The following is a 17,718-nucleotide window of genomic DNA, read 5'->3' on the forward strand; positions in this document are numbered from 1 at the left end:
ATTACCATTCAAAAACGTAAACTTTCAAAAGATGAAATTTCTCGCGAACAACAAATTAAAAACATTATGGACGGAGTAAAAGAGCGCCAGTCCTCTTATTACAATCGTCTTTACTAAATAAATTATAAAGGGGTAAAAATCCAATGAAATTCAAAGTATTATTTTTAACAATTACCATTCAAAAAAATAAACTGTCTGAGTTTGATATGCTTCATGGCCAACAAATTGAACAGGCAATGGACAACGTAAAAGAACGACAAAGTCATTATTGTAGTCACCTGTAATTCCTATTCGAAAGGAGGAATTCATGTATGAAGTTTCACCTTTTCTTTTTAACCATTACGATTCAAAAAGAAACTATATCTGCAAATGAAGCAAAACAAGAGGAACAGTATAAAAAGATTATAGATGAAATTCGTGATCGTAGAAGCAAGTACTACACTCACCTATAATTGTTTGAACTTATATTAGAAATGAAAGGAGTCGATTATGATGTTAATGACGCAGTGTAAAGAGATGATTTGGATAGTTCAGAGGGATTCCACATAGTTTATAAAGTTTATTTAACAAAAAATTATCGCCTGATTTGATGTGTAAAAAATATATAATAATAAGTATTTCATACACTCTAAAAAAATAAAAGATACACCAATTTAAGCGGTGTATCTTTCTCAACATATTCTATTTCCGTTTACTTCGTTTCGTCTTAAACAATCTCACTAAGTTCGAAACAACTGTTTTCGTTACCGCATAAACAGGCACTGCTAAAATCATTCCGATAATTCCCGCGAAATTACCTACCCCTAAAATAAGGATGATAATTGTTAACGGATGGATGTTTAATTTCGAACTCATAATACGTGGAGATATGATGTTACTTTCAAACTGCTGTACAATTGTTACAATAATAATTACGTACAGAGCTTGCATCGGAGATACGAACAGCCCTACAATTACAGCTGGTGCTGCTCCGATAAATGGACCTAAGTTCGGAATTATATTTGTAAATGCTGCGATAATCCCTAAAACGAAAGCATACGGTAAACCGATAATTAAATAACCAGTAAATGTAAAGGCACCTATAAATAAACAAACGAGCGCTTGCCCTTGAATATATGCAGATAATGTTTCGTTCGTTTCCTTTATGATACGAAGTCCTTCTTCACGGTAAGACTCTGGTAATACACTAACAGCTTTTCCTGGAAATGCATGTCCATCTTTAAACATATAAAATAAAATGAACGGTACTGTAAAAATAACTAACGCCACGTTCGTGATAATACCAAATAAAGCCGTTGCACTCGACGTAATTGTGTTTGGTATTTCCTTTAAGTATTCAATCGCATTTTTCTCTATTGTTTCAATGGAAACGTAGTTTTGTGTAGATAACCATTCAAATAACCTATGATGGGATAGATCTTGTATGTATACTTTCCCCTCTTTTATATAAGTCGGCATGTTTTTCACTAGATCCATTAGCTGTTGTGAGATGGTTGGAACAACTACTCCAATAGCAACTCCAGTTAATGTGATAATAAAAAGATACAGTAGTAAAATCGCTAAACCTCTAGGTACTTTTTTATTCTCCAAAAAGACTAACAATGGGTTAAATATGAAGTATAAAAATAACGCGATTAAAATTGGGAAAAATAATGTTGATATGAAGATACCAATCGGTTGAAATAGAAACGATATTTTTGTGCAAATAAATATAATTCCTACAACCATCAGCACTTCTAATGTCCAAAAGTGCACTTTCGATTTCAAAAAAACGTCCTCCTTTAAACTAGCACTTCTCTTCATTGTACCAAATTAAACTTAGATTTCACATAATATTTTCCTTTACAACATTCCAAAATCCCATTAAATACACTACAATGAGATTACAGACAAATTTGCAGGTAAAGGTGATAAATATGACACAATGCATCATTTGCAGAAAAGATACGAAAGAACTTAGTGAACAATATGTCATTCCAGAGATATTATGTGGATATTATTTCACAAACTCAATTTGTGATTCCTGTCATGAACATATGACAACAAATATTGACCGTCCTTTAATTAGACATAAATTAAGTCAATATAAGATTGAGCAAATGAAAAAACAAATCGACTCCCCTCTCTATACGAATGAACATGGTGAGGAGCTAGCAGCCGCTGAGACAGATGTAGTCGAAGTAAGTGATGAGATACTTTATTCTAATGCATTAATTATGAAACTATGTAAAAAGCACGATATTTCATTACATAATGAAATTTGGAAAGAAGAGCGCGTAACAAAAGTAGCTAGTTCTATTCAACGTGAATTGCTTTTAGATAACCGTAAATATAAGATGAGTGTATTAAAAATGGCTTATACTTTTGCTGTACAAACAATTGATGGCTACTTTGACGATCCAGATGCGATTGATATTTCTACCATTCTATTAAATGCCGATTTCATGGAATTAAAGGAAAAGAGTATCGTCCGTGACTTAAGCAAAAGCTCTTTATGGAATACATTAAATACAACGAGCGAAAACCATTACTTTATTTTACTTAGTGATAAAGATGGTCTGTTCTGCTTCATTCGCCTATTTGATATTTTTGATGTTGTTGTTCATTTATCAGAAAAGAGATACAATCTTTCATCACCAATTGTCGGCGTAAATAATGTAGACAAAAAAGGATTTTTTGTGGAAAGTTTAAAACAGTATATGGATGGGCTATTTAAAGAAACTACACGTTCTATTTAATCCACATAAGAACATACGGTCTCCTTTCTTCATGAAAAGACACTGTGTTATAATGAGTATGAAAAGAACAATACAATCACATAAAACAATTAAAAACTGTATATAAATAAAAAAGACTAGTGTGCGGCTACACACTAGTCCACGTAACTTAGCAGATTGGATTGTTCATTTATCCTATTTGTTTCGTACAAACACAACAACCCACATTCTATAGGCATAGGTGGGTTGTTATTTTTTGAGCTTGTCAATTAAGACGACAATAAACGTTAACAATGCAATGAGAAACAGTCCACCTTGCAGTAACAACGCAATTTCACTCACTTATTATCACCCCCCTCCTACTCGGAGAAGTGATAATTGAACAACCAACCTTACCATAAGTTACCTCTTAATTTTATCATATTTTTTAATTGTTTACGACGAAAACCCGCAAGCTATTAAGTTGCGAGTTTTTTATTTTTCACTATTTTTACTCCTATTTCAATTTCTCCATAACCGCATCATAAAATTTCCGTTCATCGTCTACATTTAAGTGAACACGACTTACTGTTTTAGAAAATCCATATAACAACTGCGCTTTAATTGGCTCTTTTAACGTTATTTCAAAAGTTGCAGGTTCCTTTATAAATTCCATAACAGTTGCGTCAAGAACCTCTTTCTCTTCTTCTTTCGTTAAAGATTCGCCTTTATAAAATGCAATGTTATCAATTTGTATAAATGGTATAACGATTTTCTTTCCTAATCCAATTTGAATAATCACTTTTTCTTCCGCAACGATAATTGGATTTTTACGCATCGCTTGTATTTCAGCTAAAAAATAAAACATCGCATATATGTTTAAGATGAGTAAAATCCAAGCTATTACTGGATTCCATTGATGAATTAAATAATGAAAACCGATACTTTCAATTAATGTTGCATGAATAATCATGATATAAACACCTATTGCACCGGTCTTTTTATGATATGAGTATGTGAATTCACTTTCTAATACTTTTTCACGCCACGATAAAAAAGCATAATAGAGTAATTTACACTCTGTTAGAATGATATTTACTGTCTTACTTCTCTTCATATTAGCATCAAATGCTGCATCAATCGCATAAGAAAATGAAGAATACTCACTTCTATATTCTTTATATCGTTTTATTATTTTAGGAAGTACTCTTATAATTTTATATATCAGAATCAGTTCAAAACATACGAACACAATTTCTCCAGCAACTATTACATACGAAACAAATGAAAAAGCTTGTAAATAATCACTAGGAATTATAAATCTTGCGAACACGTATCCAGCTATAACTACAGGAAACATATACGTTAACGAATATCTTTTCCTTATAATAAAGAAATATGTGATGATTGGAATTACAAACATAAAATCTAATAACGAACCAAGCACTACTTCTTTCGGGGCAGCTGGCACTATTGGAAGGGCATACAATAAATAGTTTGATAACATAATTAAAGATATGAGCCCAATCCAAATGCCTTTTCGCCTTCGTGAAATTGATGGATTCATTCCTTCTCTCCTCTATTCAAAAACCTCATTTAAATGATCTTTATAAAATGAAATGGCACGTTCAAATTCTTTTACTCCCTCTACTTTTACGACCATTTCAAGCAGTAATTTCATCGCGGATTCATGATCGTTTACGTTATATTTTGCTAATGATAAAAATACTTTCATCACGTCATTTTCCGGGAACTTCTTTATCCCTGCTTCTAATACAGTAATCGCTTTATCATATTCCCCTATACAACGATACGTACTGCCAAGACCGATATACGCTCCGCGAAGTGATTCACCATCAAGTCCGTTCGCAATCGCCTGTTCATAATACGGAACCGCCTCCATTTCAAGACCCATGACATCATGTATCCAAGCGCATTGATATAGTACTTCTGCATCTCTCGTAAAATTTGTTAATCCTATAAGTATCTCTCTAGACTGCGCATATTTCTTTTCATTTCTAAGTTTAATAGCTTGCTTTAATAAATGTTCCATACAATCCACTCCTCACAAAATGTTCATTATGCATATATCATGTATTACACATTTACGAGCAGCTAATGGCCTATTCCATTGATTTGATTCAATTTAATACTTAGTGAGGGATACGTTCCCCCACTAAGTTAATATTAACTCCATTATATACTATGCGACTGCAGCTCTTTCTAAAAGCTTAAATTTCCATCGCAGTAATACGATTACATAAATGCTCTAACATATTGACAATTTCTTTTGCAGTTTCATCTTTCCCATTACATAACTTCACATTACCATCTTGTCCAATGACGTGATGCACGGCGCCGCGAGAATATAAAGAATGCGGTGAGTTCGCTACCATCACACTCGCTTTTGCACCTTCCATTCTTTTGCTTGCTCTTTCAATAAGTTCTGCTTCATTTACATCACTTTCCAGTTTAAAGCCGACGAGTATCGTTTCTGGATCCCAGCTCTTTATTTGTTTTAATATTTTTGGCGCTTTTTGAAAATGAATAATTGGTGCGATATCACTTGAAATCTTTCCGTTCATATTAAGAACATTTCCATCTTGATCACAAATTTTTTCGACAACCCAATCTGAGCCAGCTGCAGCCATAATAACTGCATCTACTTTTTCATGTGTAATAATACTTTTCATCTTATCTTGTAAATCAATAATCCCCTCAAATGGGTGCAATTCTAATTGGTTATTTACATCCATTGGCTTCTCAGCAAAGTAGCCATGCAAATATATTACATTTGCTCCTTTTGTCATTAGCTCTTCTGCAATGATTCTTCCAATCGTACCTTTTGCTAAATTTGTATGTCCGCGTACTTGATCCCATTTTTCTAGGCAACCGCCGCTCGTAATTAATACTTTTTTCCCCTTCATAATAACCATCCCTTACTGATTTTTCGCACGAAACCACTCTGTTCCAAAGTCAACTGCATCACGTTGCCTCATAAAACGGCACGTCGCATTCCCTATCTTCCCACGCGTAACTGTTCCTTTACGCTCATATTCAACTCCGATTTCTACAAACGTGTCAGAATCGTAATCCATTTCAACGAATTCTTTCCATACTCTTACACCTTCTTCTATAATAGCTGCTCCTACCTTTATTAACTCACGTGCACCTGTACGTACCTCAGATAAATGTATGGACGTATTGGAGTCATAACCGACACCAAGTAATAATATGCATCCATCTAAATCGTATATTTTTCGTAATGGCGATTCTTCACCAAAACTTATGGAAAGTGAATGATTCGCTGTAATTTCTTCTGCGTGTTTCCCCCATGCTGCAAAACTACTGAGCGGATGATTACTGCGCAATACATTCGGATATGTACGAAAACATTCAACTACTTCTCCCATTGCCCTTGTTGGTGTTATACGTGGGTCAAATGCTGGGACGTTATCCCGAATAATTTGCCACCAGTCTTCTGGTACAGGTGGTCTTGACCAATGTTTTGGATCGGATAAGTCTGAAGATTGGGTTGGCATAATGATTGTTCCCTCTTCCGTAATGACTTTCATTAACGCCTCTACTACTGCAACTGCTCCGCCAGATACCCAACCAATCGAACTTAATGATGAATGAACAATAACTGTCATTCCTTTTTCTATCCCTAATTCTTTTAAATCATTTGTAATTGTTTCGATTGTATTTGGAAGTTGTGTACTCGCCACTATTTCATTCATTTTCACGATTGTTCCCCCATTTTGCTTTAAACTAGTACATACATATATTATCATATTTTTCTTAATTTTTAACATAATCCATATAGATTACTATACTCCTATCGTTCTTATCATATCGGAAACAGTTAAATTATGGTATATTCATTTATAATTAATAAAGGAAGGTGAAAACAATGAAGAAAATTATATTACCCCTTTTCATATTAGGAATGATTAGCTTAAGTGGTTGTACTTTTTCTAATAATGAATATGAAGATTTTTGGGTGTTAGAAAAGTCTAGATATAACGAAGGTGGATATGGTCCTTCAAACTTATACGAAAAAGCACAAGAAGATCCAACTATGATCCATTACTCAAATGATAGCATTAGTGAAGGAAAGAGAATGGTACATTTAGCATTTGGAGAAAAGTATAAAAATGATAAAATTACAGTAAAAGAAGTTAAAGACGAAAAAGATACATCCGTTATCGTCTTACGTATTGAAAAAAACAAAGGAAAAGATAAAAACCCTGTTATGTATATCGGTGTGCCTAAACTTAGAGATTCTATTAAAATTGTAGATGAAGATGGTAAGAAAATTTTTGAAATGAAACAAAATGAAAGCGTTACATCACAGCAATGAAAACTTTCACTCTAGCAATCTTAAATCAAACTTTATACTCATATGAAAGAGTCCATCACAAACGATGCGCTCTTTATTTTATTCATTCTCTAAATAACAATAAAACCTTTCTATCCCCGGGTATTTTTCTCCCAAACTTTCAATCTTAAAGTTACATTTCTTATAAAATCCGACTGCCTCTCTGTCTGTCTCAGCCTCAATATATGTTAACTCATATTTCCTAACTATTTCTTTAATCATTTGAAGTGCAATTCCATGATTACGATATTTTTCATCAACAGCTATGTGACATATTCTCGCTCTATTTGTATCAATTAACGCAATACCTATGCAACCCTTATTCCCATATTTATATAGCACTGCATGATTATTTTCATACAATGAAACTGCTTTAATTAATCTTACTTCACTCGGGCCGGTCGCATGCTTTAATACTTTCTTAATTGGATCTATTTCTATATGCTCAACACGCTGTAACATCATATCGCCATCCCTTTTCATGAAAAATGACTAGCTCTTTATGGAAAAGAGCTAATCATTTTACGCGGTTATTTTTTCTGCTTTTTTCACAGCTACAGCTACATAACTATGAAGTATCATTCCAACAATTACAAGGCTCATTCCAATCCAAGATAAAGAAGACGGAATTGGAGCCGATAGCCAAATGAGCTCTCCTACTAGCGCAAATAAAACTTCGCCGGACTGTGTCGCTTCGACTGTTGCTAATTTTTGCGGATCATCTTTTACAAGATCTGTCGCATAGAAGAATAATACTGTTGCAATTAAACCTGAACTAATCGCAACGATAAAACATTGAAAAACTTGACTACTTGACGGTAAACCGCTTGTAGATACTTCATATCCAGATAGTAAAAACCAAAATGGTAAACTTGCTAATGTCATACCGAGAACCCGCTGGAAGACATCTAATTCGCCCTTACATACTTGCATCATTTTTCTATTTCCAAGTGGGTACGCAAATGCTGCAATGAGTACCGGAACTACACATAAAATGGTTTCACGAATTCCTAAAGAAGAAGCGTGTTCTACTTGCATAAGAACAACACCGAATAAAATAATGCCTGACATTACTAATTCCTTCATCGGAAGCTTCTTATGTAATGGGTCTACCGCGAAAAATGGTGTTAATAAAATTCCTGCAACTATCGTAATTTGCCAAGTTGAAGCAACGAGCCACCCCGGTCCAAACGCACCTGCGAAACTAAGCGGTGCATAAAAGAGACCAAATCCAACAATACTCCATAACAACCATTCTTTCGGATTGTTTTTCATATATTGAAAGAGTTGTTTTAAGTTCCCTCTATACATAACAATAAGTAATAGCATTGGAACCATAAAGTAATACCGTAGTGATGCACTCCAAATCCAACTTCCGCCTTCTAAGTCCATCGACCGGTTTAACACAAAGGTAAAGGCAAAGAAAAACGATGCCACTATCCCTACTGCAATAGCTTTCATATTAAAACCCCTTATATACTTTCTCCTTTTACTATATAACAAAATGAATATAATTAATATTCAAAAATCTCATTATGGATGTAGTCTTTAAAGAAACAACACCATATTTTCATCATCACTATACACACCATTCATCTTTATAGCTCTTTTTTCAATTGCATACGTTTTAAAGCCCATTGATTCGTATAATTTTTTTGCTGGTTCGTTTGTGGATACAACACCTAAGTTCAATTGCTCTAGTTTTATTTCTCTCGCTCTTTGAATTGCATTTGCAATTAACTCACGTGCCAATCCATTACGTCTATTTTGTGCATCTACATACATCGCAACGATATGACCTTTATGCTTATACGCCTCTTTCTCTTCTGTTAGTAAAGTGACAACTCCAATTAATTGATTTTCTTCATTAAAAGCACCAAATGTACAGCTAGTATTAGATGTTAAATTACTTGCAACTCGCTCAAGAGGATTTTCTTGCCGCACCGCTTCTTCATAAGTTGTTACAAATGCCTCTGGATTTACTTGTAAGGCTTGTAAACGTAAGTCCCAATATTGCTCCGCATCTTCTTTAGTAAGTAATCGAATCATTTTCCCCATCCCCTTTAAGTTTACATAATATTTTTATAGACTATTGAATAAAGATTGATATTCTTCTTTTAACATACTATAACGATAGCGATGAATGAACTTACCTTGACGTAATCGATCATTTCTCATTATTCCTTCACAAACAAATCCAGCTTTTTCATAACTCTTTCTAGCTTTTAAATTATCTTCGTCTACTCGTAGCCAAACTTTTTCTAATTGGAATTCAGAAAAGCCGATTTGTAACATACTGTATAGAGCTGCCATTCCATATCCTTTACCCCAATATTCTTTATTTCCAATTGCAATCCCTAGTTCGGCATTTTTATTTGTATTATCAAAGTTTTTTAGGTCTACCCATCCAATGTGTATACCTTCCTTTGTAACGATAGCTCGTTGTTCATAACCATTCTTTCGACTTATGCATGCTTCAATCCACCTTCTCGTATCTTCACGAGTGAACGGTGGATATTGATTTGGTACAACTAAATGCTTTGTTACTTCTGTATCTAATGACCATTGATATCGATCTTCTACATTGTCTAGTGTCAATTCTCTTAATTGAACGAATGGTATATTCACTTTGCTATCCCCTTCTCATTTCCCTATAGAAAAGCCTTCGAACATTCTTCCTCCATACTGATCTAGCGTGCTTTCTACAAAAGTAATTAATTCATTTTTCTCCTCTGTTTTATAAAAATGATCAAAAGCCGCTACAAAATGTTCTGCATATTGCTCGTCATACCTTCTTAACACTCTAATAAACCATTTTGAATTTCCAAGCCACCTACCATTTACCCTTAAAACATATTCATGTACTAAATCAGCTAATAAATTTGCGATGAACAATTCTTCTTCTCTCTTTGTTGCACCAATGAAATCATCCAAAGTATCCGTAATAAAATAGCGTTTCTGTTTCATCGTTTCTTCTGACCATTTCTCTGGTCCTTTATTTAATAATTCATTCGCTTCTCTTTTGAGTATCTCTACAATTTCATCTTTACCTTTTAATTCAATCCCTTCTGAAACTAATTGAGGTAATGAAGGTCGCCCGCGCTCACAATCACTTTTAAAAAAGGTTTTGTACGTTTCAAAATTATGTACGAATACTTCAACAGGCCAGCCATTACTATAGAAAGATTCTCTATAACAAGATGACAAACTTTGGTCAAATATTACAATATCAAGGTCAGATGTTTTCGTAGCCTCTCCTCTAGCAACACTTCCCCCTAGTAAAGCAACATCACAATTCGAAAATTGTGATGTAATAATACTTCGTGCCACTTCAATTGGTTTCATAGCCTTTCTCCTTCTCTTATTTTACTTTCTTCTTTTCAGCTCTTTCTCGTGTCTTTTTAATATAGGATTCTGCATCTGGTGTTTTGCATGACGTTTCACCGTGATCAACTTCTACTTTTCCAACTTCACGTGAGATTTCAATTGCTTGTTGCTCTAAAGCTTCATTTCGAACCCCTACCGCAATTAAAGCTCTATTCATCGCTTCTCTTTTACGATTTTTTTCATTATGTATATGAACTTTAATCTCTTCTAAATACGGTAAGAAAAAGTCATCGTCTAACGTTTTATTTTTTATTGCGATATTCGCTAATAATGACCAACCAGCTCTTCCAATCCATTCATCATCAGACTTCGTCCATTCTTCCATTCTTTCTATCGCGATTGGCGACGTACATATAGCTGTCATAAGAACGTCCATTAAACAATAATAATCAACATCTTGAACCCATCTATTTAGCTGTTCTGACGTTAGTTTCTTCGGATCTAAAACCATCGTTGCTAAAGTCATTGCGTCCATATTTTTCGTTTCCCATAATAAGATTGCTAAATCATGATCTTTTTTTATCTTCTTTTTTAACAATTTTATATTCGCAAAACTAACTCCGAATAACGGCTCTTTCGCCCCATGATTTTTAAACGTTTTACGATTTTGTTCTGTTCCATATTCCTCTAGTTGCTGCATTACTTCTTCAAGTAACATATGTCCACCTCTTTTATGTTTTATGTTTTATGTTGACTTCACACATGTATGTACGATATATTCTACATTACTTTTTGGTTTTCCTATATTTATTTTTTAAATACGGTATGTGAAATTTTAATTTTTTCCATCTTTTTGCCCATGACCATCTTACTTCCTAAACAATACCATATCATTTGTCCCAATCTATATCGTTGAACAGATGGATATAATAAAACCCATTAATATGAGTATCATTTCAAAAGAAATGCTTAAAATATATAAAAGCCACTTACCTTAAATGCAGGAAAGGGCTTTTATAATTTAAAGTTACTTACTTCTATTTTTCATTTTCATGCTGTGAATTTTACTAATCCACAATTACTCATTTTCTTTTTTCTCTTTTCTTTCTTCGGAAGGTTCTTCAGTTGGATCTGGCTCCTGTTCATCTTTTTTATTTAACTCATTATTTTTTTCTTTAGAAGGATCTTCCTGTTTATTCTTATCCTGTTGTTTTTGCTCAGAAGGTTCCTCCGTTGGATCTGGTTCCTGTTCATCCTTTTGAGCTGTATTACACCCAAATAGCAGTCCTACTGTAAATATGCTTGTCATACATATAGAAAGTATTTTTTTATACTTCAATTAAAGCCCCTCCTAAAATTAATATCCCTTGTAGTGTTTCCTATTAAAGATTAAGATTATCCATTTTTTTATCCCATTTATTCAAAACGCAATTATTATAAAATCTTGCATACTTTTGGACAAACTTTTTTGCGCTTGTAAAAAAGTTTTTTTGCATTTCCCCCTCTAAAATTGCTAATATAGTAGAGTAGAACTTTTATAGAGAGTAGGAAAATTATGCACAATGGAATTCGGATGACAACTTTAGTGAAAAGGGCTCTGTTGATTTGCGCCGGGGTATTATTTACATACGAAGCTGCTTACGGATCAACACATATCGCTCTAGCAAGTACAGAAGATGAAGCAAAATCTGTTCAACTTGTAAGTGAAATTCAAACATCCCTTGCTCCGAAAGAAGCTCCAAAGCACTATAACGGGCAAGTTAGAAAAGTCGCTTACTTAACATTTGACGATGGTCCTGGAAAATACACAGCTGAGCTTTTAGATATGTTAAAGAGCGAAAATGCAAAAGCAACATTCTTCCTAATTGGTTCAAATGTGAAAGCTTTCCCTGATCTTGTAAAACGTGAAGATGCTGAAGGCCACTATGTTGGGATGCACAGTATGACTCATAACTACAAGAAACTGTATACAGAAGGTCACTACGTTGATGAAATGAAGGAAGACCAAGGCTTAATCGCTGGAGTTCTAGGTAAATCACCAGTATTAACTCGCCCATCTTACGGCTCAATGCCAGGATTAAATGAAGCCCTTCGCAACAAAGTTGTTGAGAATGGGTTAAAAGTATGGGATTGGACAATTGATTCATTAGACTGGAAATACAACAAAATGCCAGTTGATGCTGCATCTGCTAAAATCGTAGAAAACGTTCTAGCTGGTGCTACAAATCCAACAGAAGTTATTCTTATGCACGATATTCATCCACAATCAGTTAAAGCAGTACCTGGAATTATTAAAGGGCTGAAAGAAAGAGGATATGAATTAGAAAGCTATCATGAGAACGAACACTTCCCATTAAACTTCTGGCATGATAATCGTATTTAATGAAAAAGACTTGATTTCCTCTAGTAGGTTATCAAGTCTTTTTATTATCGTTTTGGGAATTTCTTTTGCTGCTCTTCAATAGAACTAATAATATTCTCTCTATCATCTTGAGTGATACTGATAGAAAATTCGTACTCCTCTTCCTTACACCATGAAGGATTAAGTTCCAGCGATAAGCGAATAACAAGGTGAAACTCCCCTTCTTTTTCTCCCATAAATTCAAACGCTAAATTTGGCTCGATGAAATCTAGTTCGTTATATGTAGGGTTTGGTAATGCTTGAAACCATTTTATCATGTACTGTAAATCGGATGTTTGTAAAAAAGGATCCATCGTTTCAAAAACTTTATTTTCTTCTGACAGTCTCGCTTTTACTCTTAACCAATTTCGATCACACTCGTCTTTTGCATCTTTATATTGGTAATTTACAACCTCTAAATGTAATGATATTTTTTCATTTTTAAAATTCATGAATATCCCCCTTCTATCTCTGGATCTTTTGTTTTATAAATTTTTATTAATCCCGATCCTTAAAATCATTACCCTTTATACATGAAATAAATTTGATTTGCAATATAATCTGAACTAAAGTGAAGTCCATTCCTTATCCACCACATGATGATACCTACCAAAGAGGCTGTTTTAATATCAACCGCAACATAGTCATCTGGCAAATTCTTTTTCGTATTCTCTCTTCTCGTTTCTATTAACTCTTTTAAAAATAAAAATAATTGCTCCTCAAATTGATTCATTTTAAATAATATAAATAAATAATTTCGGTGGATATATAAATAATCAAGTAATTGTGTTAGCTTTTGTTTTTCTGATAAATCTTTTGCATGTATTAAATCAGCAATTTTATTTGAAAGTTCATTTGAAATCTCATTCGTGATTTGGTCTAGTAAATCTTGAATATCTTGATAATGTAAGTAAAATGTTGTTCGATTTAATCCTGCCGTTGTTGCGACTTTCTGAACCGTTAAGCTTGAAATACTAGGATTCTCACATAGGAGAGAAAAAACAGCATTTTTAAACATTTCTCTTGAACGAACTGTACGCGGATCTTCTTTTTTAGGTGTAGACATTTTGAAACTCCTTTATAGATTTTCTCTTTACTTACTCGACAGTGCATACCTTCAGTGCCGAGTAGTGAACATTTTCAACAAAACTGTTCATGGTCAAAGAAAATTTATTTTGTTACCATTAATTTTATCGACACATTGTCGATAAATCAAGAAAACAATGAAGGAGTTTACCAATGCAAAAGGAAATATCAGAAAGAAATAAAAAAATTATATTAGTTGTGCTCATTGCCGGCTGTTTTTTATCAACATTAAATCAGACGCTATTAAATGTAGCGATGAGTAATTTGATGGAAGTATTTGATGTTTCGGCTGCAACAGTGCAATGGCTATCGACAGGCTTTATGCTCATAAATGGTGTTCTAGTGCCAATTACTGCATTTTTAATGAAACGATTTACTACAAGGCAGCTATTTATTAGCTCCATGCTCTCCTTGTTTATCGGGACTGTTCTTTGTGCATGCGCCATGAATTTTGGCACTTTGTTAACAGGAAGAATGATTCAAGCAGTTGGGGCAGGAATTATTATGCCACTAATGATGACAGTTATTTTATATTTATACCCTAGTGAAAAGCGTGGAAGTATTATGGGAACCATTGGTTTCGCCATAATTTTTGCGCCAGCCATCGCTCCAACGCTATCTGGCTTTATTATTGAATATGTATCATGGAGATGGTTATTTATTGGATTAGCTCCATTTGTATTAATCGTTATTATTCTCGCGCTAAAATATTTAATGAATGTTGCTGAGACAACAAAAGCAAAATTAGATATCGTAAGTGTCATTTTATCAACGATTGGCTTTGGTTGTATTATATTCGGGTTTAGTAGTGCGGGAAGTAAAGGATGGGGTCATCCAGTTGTTATTACTACAATTATCATCGGAATAATTGTTACAACGCTATTCTGTTTACGTCAAATAAAGTCTAGCGATCCACTATTAAATTTATCCGTATTTAAATATAAAATTTTCACTCTTACATCAGTCATTAACGTACTCATTACGATGATTATGTATGCTGATTTAATTCTTCTACCGATTTACTTGCAAAATGGACGAGGTTTTACTGCTTTTGAATCCGGTTTACTTCTATTACCTGGCACTGTAATTAATGCCTTCTTATCACCTATCACAGGTAAAATGTTTGATAAATACGGGGCAAAGCCACTCTTTATTACAGGTTTAATATGTATCATTATATCTATGTGGGGTGTAATTGATTTGACCGAATCCACCACTTATATGTATTTAATGGTTCGTACCATTATTCTACGCATTGGACTAAGTTTCATTTCGATGCCTTTAAATACAGCAGGTTTAAACGCTTTACCAAGAGAACTGGGTTCACATGGTTCCGCAGTGAATAATACCGTACGTCAATTAGCAGGTGCTATAGGAACAGCAGTCATTATCACGGTATACACAATTCAATCCACTTCACATGCTTCGCAGTTATCTAGTGAAAATGGAAACATTTCAGTTATGCAAGTAAAGAAATTATCTTCTATCTTCAGCTCAAGTGATGCCTACGCATTTATGTTAGTCTTATCTTTTGTAGCTTTGATTATTGCATGTTTTATGCCTAAAAAAGTAGCACTCCAAAAATCCGAAAGTAAATCTTAAAACAAAAAATCCTACTCGTTTTCTATACGAGTAGGATTTTTTATTATTTATTTCGTTTCCCCGTCTTCAGTCGTCTTCACCTTCGTTTTATCTTTATCACGATTGTTATAGTTATACTTAGAAGGTTCTACCGGTGTAAATCCTTCTGGTGTGTAGAATCGTAATAAGTCACCGTTAACAACTTGGTCGGAGTATTTTAGTGATTTTTGAACCATTTGTTCATTTTGTTTTATTTCATCTGTAAATTCTACAGGTTTCCCAGTCGCTGTATCATAATATTTGCCGTTAAGTGCTGTAACTGTTGGGCTTACGTAGTTACCGTTACGGAACGGAACGACTTGTTTATGCTCTGGTGATAATAAATCTGATCCGAATTGGACATAATTTTTCGTATCTGTACCTAGTAAGTGTAATAACGTTGGTAGAACGTCAATTTCTCCGCCGTATTGATGTTGTACGCCGCCTTCCATTCCTGGTACGCGAATGATTAAAGGTACACGTTGTAATTGAGCATTTTCAAATGAGTTCATTTCTTTACCCATTATTTGAGACATTGCTGCACTATGATTATCTGAAATGCCGTAATGGTCACCGTACATAACGATAATTGAGTTATCGTATAAACCAGATTGTTTCAAGTAATCAATGAATCCTTTTACAGATTCATCTAAATAGCGTGCTGTTTGGAAGTACGTATCTACTGATGAATCACCTGTTTTAGCTGGTTCAATCGTCGCTTCCGCCTTATCAATCGGATAAGGGAAATGGTTCGATAACGTAATGAACTTCGTATAGAACGGTTGTTTCAACGTTTGTAATAAAGGAATTGATTCATTAAAGAACGGTTTATCTTTTAAGCCATAGTTTACTACATCTTTTTCATTCATATCATAGTATGACGCATCAAAGAAGTTATTAAAACCAAATGATTTATAAATTTCATCACGGTTCCAGAACGTTTTGTAGTTACCGTGGAACACTGCTGATGTATATCCTTGTTGTCCTAAAATAGCCGGTGCTGATTGATACGTGTTATGAGCTTTATTTGTAAAAACAGATCCTTGTGGTAATCCAAACATTGAATTCTCTAACATGAACTCCGCATCAGATGTTTTACCCTGTCCTGTTTGATGGAAGAAGTTATCAAAGTATAACGTATTCGCATCTTTTGTAAATGAGTTTAAGAATGGTGTAACTTCTTGGCCATTTAGCTTGTAGTTTAGTAAAAAGTTTTGGAATGACTCTAAATGAATATAAATTACGTTCATTCCTTTTCCTTTACCGAAATACTCAGGATTTGGACTTGCATAAGTTGATGTAAGATAGTTTCTAACTTCTGTCATATTATCTCCATCCGCTAATGCTCGTTCTGTTGATGCTTTCGCACTTTGAATACCATCATAAATCGTGAAATTGTACGCCCCTAAATATTTCACGATATAATTGCGGTCAAATGTTCTTGTTAACAATTCAGGACGGTCAGATTCTGCCAGACCTAAGTTAACGCTAAAGAATAAAATACCTGCTACAAATACTAGAGATAATTTATGCTTCGCAACACGGATTGGTTTAGGATTTACAAATTTCGTTGCGACTAAAACAATTAAAATGATTGTATCTAAGAAATATAGTGGATCATATAAGTGTAGCAATGCAAAAATACTACCACCTAAATCTCCAAAGTTATTCGATTGTGTTAATGTCGGGAACGTAATAAAGTCGCTGAAAAAGCGATAATATACTACGTTTGCGTATAAAAGTATAGACATTAGCAAATTAATAATAATTAACCAAATGTAAGCTCGTTTCCCTTTTGCGAATAATGCGAGCCCTAAAAATAGAACTGCTGAGCTTAACGGGTTAAAAAACAGTAAAAACTTTTGGATTGTGTTTGATATCCCTAAATTAAATTCTGTCACATATGCTGCATATGTTTTTAACCAAAGTAAAATAACGGCAAATACGAAAAATCCAAAATGATTACTTAATACTCGTTTACTCTTTAATAAAAATTGTTGCATCTCTCCACCTCTTTTGATCATCCAAGGCTTATTTTGTATAAGTCTGTCTCTCTATTCAATTTTTCTTCTTCAAATAGATTTTATTTGTTTAACTATATGAAGAATATTAGTAATTATAATTTGTAACTTTTATTTATTCAACTATTTCTTTTTAAACATTTTGACCTTGGTTTCTATTTAACAAAATACATTTGTAACATTTCC

At 33.8% G+C, this 17,718-nt stretch carries 23 protein-coding genes; 7 read left to right on the top strand and 16 right to left on the bottom strand.

Annotated elements, in window-relative coordinates; all coding sequences use genetic code 11:
• The 3 genes from V7038_RS19980 to V7038_RS19990 all read left to right on the top strand — a co-directional run.
• A partial coding sequence (locus V7038_RS19980; RefSeq protein ID WP_335695551.1) for a YrzI family small protein occupies positions 1 to 117 on the top strand: 117 nt, incomplete at its 5' end.
• Positions 118 to 143: 26 nt separating this feature from the next.
• Positions 144 to 284 (top strand): YrzI family small protein, encoded by a 141-nt coding sequence (locus V7038_RS19985; RefSeq protein WP_070146635.1) that lies wholly within the window; start codon positions 144 to 146, stop codon positions 282 to 284.
• Positions 285 to 311: 27 nt separating this feature from the next.
• Positions 312 to 452, top strand: coding sequence for a YrzI family small protein (locus V7038_RS19990; protein WP_241875651.1), 141 nt, complete (start codon positions 312 to 314; stop codon positions 450 to 452).
• Positions 453 to 681: 229 nt separating this feature from the next.
• Here the strand turns inward: V7038_RS19990 and V7038_RS19995 are convergent, their stop codons facing one another.
• A complete protein-coding gene (locus tag V7038_RS19995; RefSeq protein WP_002110426.1) occupies positions 682 to 1,767 on the bottom strand; it encodes an AI-2E family transporter in 1,086 nt (361 codons plus the stop codon).
• A 149-nt stretch (positions 1,768 to 1,916) separates the two neighbouring features.
• Here V7038_RS19995 and V7038_RS20000 point away from each other — a divergent pair, with 149 nt between their 5' ends.
• On the top strand, positions 1,917 to 2,738 hold the full coding sequence (locus tag V7038_RS20000; protein WP_199659592.1) for an HNH endonuclease: 822 nt from the start codon (positions 1,917 to 1,919) through the stop codon (positions 2,736 to 2,738).
• Between the two features lie 228 nt (positions 2,739 to 2,966).
• Here V7038_RS20000 and V7038_RS20005 read toward each other — a convergent pair whose 3' ends face one another.
• The 5 genes from V7038_RS20005 to V7038_RS20025 all read right to left on the bottom strand — a co-directional run bounded on the left by V7038_RS20005 (position 2,967) and on the right by V7038_RS20025 (position 6,436).
• Positions 2,967 to 3,059 (bottom strand): putative holin-like toxin, encoded by a 93-nt coding sequence (locus V7038_RS20005; RefSeq protein ID WP_001289318.1) that lies wholly within the window; start codon positions 3,057 to 3,059, stop codon positions 2,967 to 2,969.
• Between the two features lie 154 nt (positions 3,060 to 3,213).
• A complete protein-coding gene (locus V7038_RS20010) occupies positions 3,214 to 4,263 on the bottom strand; it encodes a hypothetical protein (protein WP_335695545.1) in 1,050 nt (349 codons plus the stop codon).
• Between the two features lie 12 nt (positions 4,264 to 4,275).
• Positions 4,276 to 4,749 carry a tetratricopeptide repeat protein gene (locus tag V7038_RS20015; RefSeq protein ID WP_199659594.1) on the bottom strand — a complete coding sequence of 158 codons (474 nt, stop codon included), beginning with the start codon at positions 4,747 to 4,749 and terminating at the stop codon, positions 4,276 to 4,278.
• Positions 4,750 to 4,927: 178 nt separating this feature from the next.
• Positions 4,928 to 5,623: a phosphopantothenoylcysteine decarboxylase domain-containing protein gene (locus tag V7038_RS20020; RefSeq protein WP_199659595.1), complete on the bottom strand. Its 696-nt coding sequence runs from the start codon at positions 5,621 to 5,623 to the stop codon at positions 4,928 to 4,930.
• Between the two features lie 12 nt (positions 5,624 to 5,635).
• Positions 5,636 to 6,436: an aminoglycoside N(3)-acetyltransferase gene (locus V7038_RS20025; RefSeq protein ID WP_335695552.1), complete on the bottom strand. Its 801-nt coding sequence runs from the start codon at positions 6,434 to 6,436 to the stop codon at positions 5,636 to 5,638.
• A gap of 173 nt (positions 6,437 to 6,609) precedes the next feature.
• Between V7038_RS20025 and V7038_RS20030 the strand changes: the two genes are divergently transcribed.
• Entirely contained in the window at positions 6,610 to 7,059 is a 450-nt protein-coding gene (locus V7038_RS20030) for a hypothetical protein (protein WP_199659596.1), read from the top strand.
• Positions 7,060 to 7,137: 78 nt separating this feature from the next.
• On the opposite strand, the gene V7038_RS20035 is transcribed toward V7038_RS20030, so the two are convergent.
• From V7038_RS20035 to V7038_RS20065, 7 genes are all read right to left on the bottom strand, one after another.
• On the bottom strand, positions 7,138 to 7,539 hold the full coding sequence (locus V7038_RS20035; protein ID WP_335695546.1) for a GNAT family N-acetyltransferase: 402 nt from the start codon (positions 7,537 to 7,539) through the stop codon (positions 7,138 to 7,140).
• Positions 7,540 to 7,599: 60 nt separating this feature from the next.
• A complete protein-coding gene (locus V7038_RS20040; protein WP_002110436.1) occupies positions 7,600 to 8,538 on the bottom strand; it encodes a DMT family transporter in 939 nt (312 codons plus the stop codon).
• 87 nt (positions 8,539 to 8,625) lie between these two features.
• Positions 8,626 to 9,126, bottom strand: coding sequence for a GNAT family N-acetyltransferase (locus V7038_RS20045; RefSeq protein ID WP_335695547.1), 501 nt, complete (start codon positions 9,124 to 9,126; stop codon positions 8,626 to 8,628).
• A gap of 33 nt (positions 9,127 to 9,159) precedes the next feature.
• The gene (locus V7038_RS20050; protein ID WP_002110439.1) at positions 9,160 to 9,705 is read right to left on the bottom strand and encodes a GNAT family N-acetyltransferase; all 546 of its coding nucleotides are present in this window, start codon (positions 9,703 to 9,705) and stop codon (positions 9,160 to 9,162) included.
• A 15-nt stretch (positions 9,706 to 9,720) separates the two neighbouring features.
• A complete protein-coding gene (locus V7038_RS20055) occupies positions 9,721 to 10,422 on the bottom strand; it encodes a nucleotidyltransferase domain-containing protein (protein ID WP_070128501.1) in 702 nt (233 codons plus the stop codon).
• A 16-nt stretch (positions 10,423 to 10,438) separates the two neighbouring features.
• A complete protein-coding gene (locus V7038_RS20060) occupies positions 10,439 to 11,122 on the bottom strand; it encodes a DNA alkylation repair protein (RefSeq protein WP_002110441.1) in 684 nt (227 codons plus the stop codon).
• 360 nt (positions 11,123 to 11,482) lie between these two features.
• Positions 11,483 to 11,743, bottom strand: coding sequence for a hypothetical protein (locus V7038_RS20065; RefSeq protein ID WP_002110442.1), 261 nt, complete (start codon positions 11,741 to 11,743; stop codon positions 11,483 to 11,485).
• Between the two features lie 216 nt (positions 11,744 to 11,959).
• On the opposite strand from V7038_RS20065, the gene V7038_RS20070 reads away from it, so the two are divergent.
• Positions 11,960 to 12,787, top strand: coding sequence for a peptidoglycan-N-acetylglucosamine deacetylase (locus tag V7038_RS20070; RefSeq protein ID WP_002110445.1), 828 nt, complete (start codon positions 11,960 to 11,962; stop codon positions 12,785 to 12,787).
• Between the two features lie 44 nt (positions 12,788 to 12,831).
• On the opposite strand, the gene V7038_RS20075 is transcribed toward V7038_RS20070, so the two are convergent.
• Positions 12,832 to 13,257, bottom strand: coding sequence for a WapI family immunity protein (locus tag V7038_RS20075; RefSeq protein ID WP_002110446.1), 426 nt, complete (start codon positions 13,255 to 13,257; stop codon positions 12,832 to 12,834).
• 68 nt (positions 13,258 to 13,325) lie between these two features.
• Positions 13,326 to 13,871, bottom strand: a complete 546-nt coding sequence (locus V7038_RS20080; RefSeq protein ID WP_070128503.1) for a TetR/AcrR family transcriptional regulator — start codon at positions 13,869 to 13,871, stop codon at positions 13,326 to 13,328.
• A 173-nt stretch (positions 13,872 to 14,044) separates the two neighbouring features.
• On the opposite strand from V7038_RS20080, the gene V7038_RS20085 reads away from it, so the two are divergent.
• Positions 14,045 to 15,493, top strand: a complete 1,449-nt coding sequence (locus tag V7038_RS20085) for a DHA2 family efflux MFS transporter permease subunit (protein ID WP_335695548.1) — start codon at positions 14,045 to 14,047, stop codon at positions 15,491 to 15,493.
• A gap of 47 nt (positions 15,494 to 15,540) precedes the next feature.
• Here V7038_RS20085 and V7038_RS20090 read toward each other — a convergent pair whose 3' ends face one another.
• Positions 15,541 to 17,514, bottom strand: a complete 1,974-nt coding sequence (locus V7038_RS20090; RefSeq protein WP_002110449.1) for an LTA synthase family protein — start codon at positions 17,512 to 17,514, stop codon at positions 15,541 to 15,543.
• Between the last annotated feature and the right edge of the window lie 204 nt (positions 17,515 to 17,718).

The sequence above is a fragment of the Bacillus sp. JJ783 genome (assembly GCF_036963225.1).
GTDB classification, from domain to species: Bacteria; Bacillota; Bacilli; order Bacillales; family Bacillaceae_G; genus Bacillus_A; species Bacillus_A cereus_U.

Bases quoted from the DNA above. Each gene is read 5' to 3' on its own strand.
- V7038_RS19985 (WP_070146635.1), top strand. From the start codon at position 144: ATGAAATTCAAAGTATTATTTTTAACAATTACCATTCAAAAAAATAAA.
- V7038_RS20055 (WP_070128501.1), bottom strand. From the start codon at position 10,422: ATGAAACCAATTGAAGTGGCACGAAGTATTATTACATCACAATTTTCG.
- V7038_RS20075 (WP_002110446.1), bottom strand. From the start codon at position 13,257: ATGAATTTTAAAAATGAAAAAATATCATTACATTTAGAGGTTGTAAAT.
- V7038_RS20025 (WP_335695552.1), bottom strand. From the start codon at position 6,436: ATGAATGAAATAGTGGCGAGTACACAACTTCCAAATACAATCGAAACA.
- V7038_RS20035 (WP_335695546.1), bottom strand. From the start codon at position 7,539: ATGTTACAGCGTGTTGAGCATATAGAAATAGATCCAATTAAGAAAGTA.
- V7038_RS19990 (WP_241875651.1), top strand. From the start codon at position 312: ATGAAGTTTCACCTTTTCTTTTTAACCATTACGATTCAAAAAGAAACT.
- V7038_RS20090 (WP_002110449.1), bottom strand. From the start codon at position 17,514: ATGCAACAATTTTTATTAAAGAGTAAACGAGTATTAAGTAATCATTTT.
- V7038_RS20060 (WP_002110441.1), bottom strand. From the start codon at position 11,122: ATGTTACTTGAAGAAGTAATGCAGCAACTAGAGGAATATGGAACAGAA.
- V7038_RS20040 (WP_002110436.1), bottom strand. From the start codon at position 8,538: ATGAAAGCTATTGCAGTAGGGATAGTGGCATCGTTTTTCTTTGCCTTT.
- V7038_RS20080 (WP_070128503.1), bottom strand. From the start codon at position 13,871: ATGTCTACACCTAAAAAAGAAGATCCGCGTACAGTTCGTTCAAGAGAA.
- V7038_RS20020 (WP_199659595.1), bottom strand. From the start codon at position 5,623: ATGAAGGGGAAAAAAGTATTAATTACGAGCGGCGGTTGCCTAGAAAAA.
- V7038_RS20030 (WP_199659596.1), top strand. From the start codon at position 6,610: ATGAAGAAAATTATATTACCCCTTTTCATATTAGGAATGATTAGCTTA.
- V7038_RS20045 (WP_335695547.1), bottom strand. From the start codon at position 9,126: ATGATTCGATTACTTACTAAAGAAGATGCGGAGCAATATTGGGACTTA.
- V7038_RS20085 (WP_335695548.1), top strand. From the start codon at position 14,045: ATGCAAAAGGAAATATCAGAAAGAAATAAAAAAATTATATTAGTTGTG.
- V7038_RS20070 (WP_002110445.1), top strand. From the start codon at position 11,960: ATGCACAATGGAATTCGGATGACAACTTTAGTGAAAAGGGCTCTGTTG.
- V7038_RS20010 (WP_335695545.1), bottom strand. From the start codon at position 4,263: ATGAATCCATCAATTTCACGAAGGCGAAAAGGCATTTGGATTGGGCTC.
- V7038_RS20015 (WP_199659594.1), bottom strand. From the start codon at position 4,749: ATGGAACATTTATTAAAGCAAGCTATTAAACTTAGAAATGAAAAGAAA.
- V7038_RS20000 (WP_199659592.1), top strand. From the start codon at position 1,917: ATGACACAATGCATCATTTGCAGAAAAGATACGAAAGAACTTAGTGAA.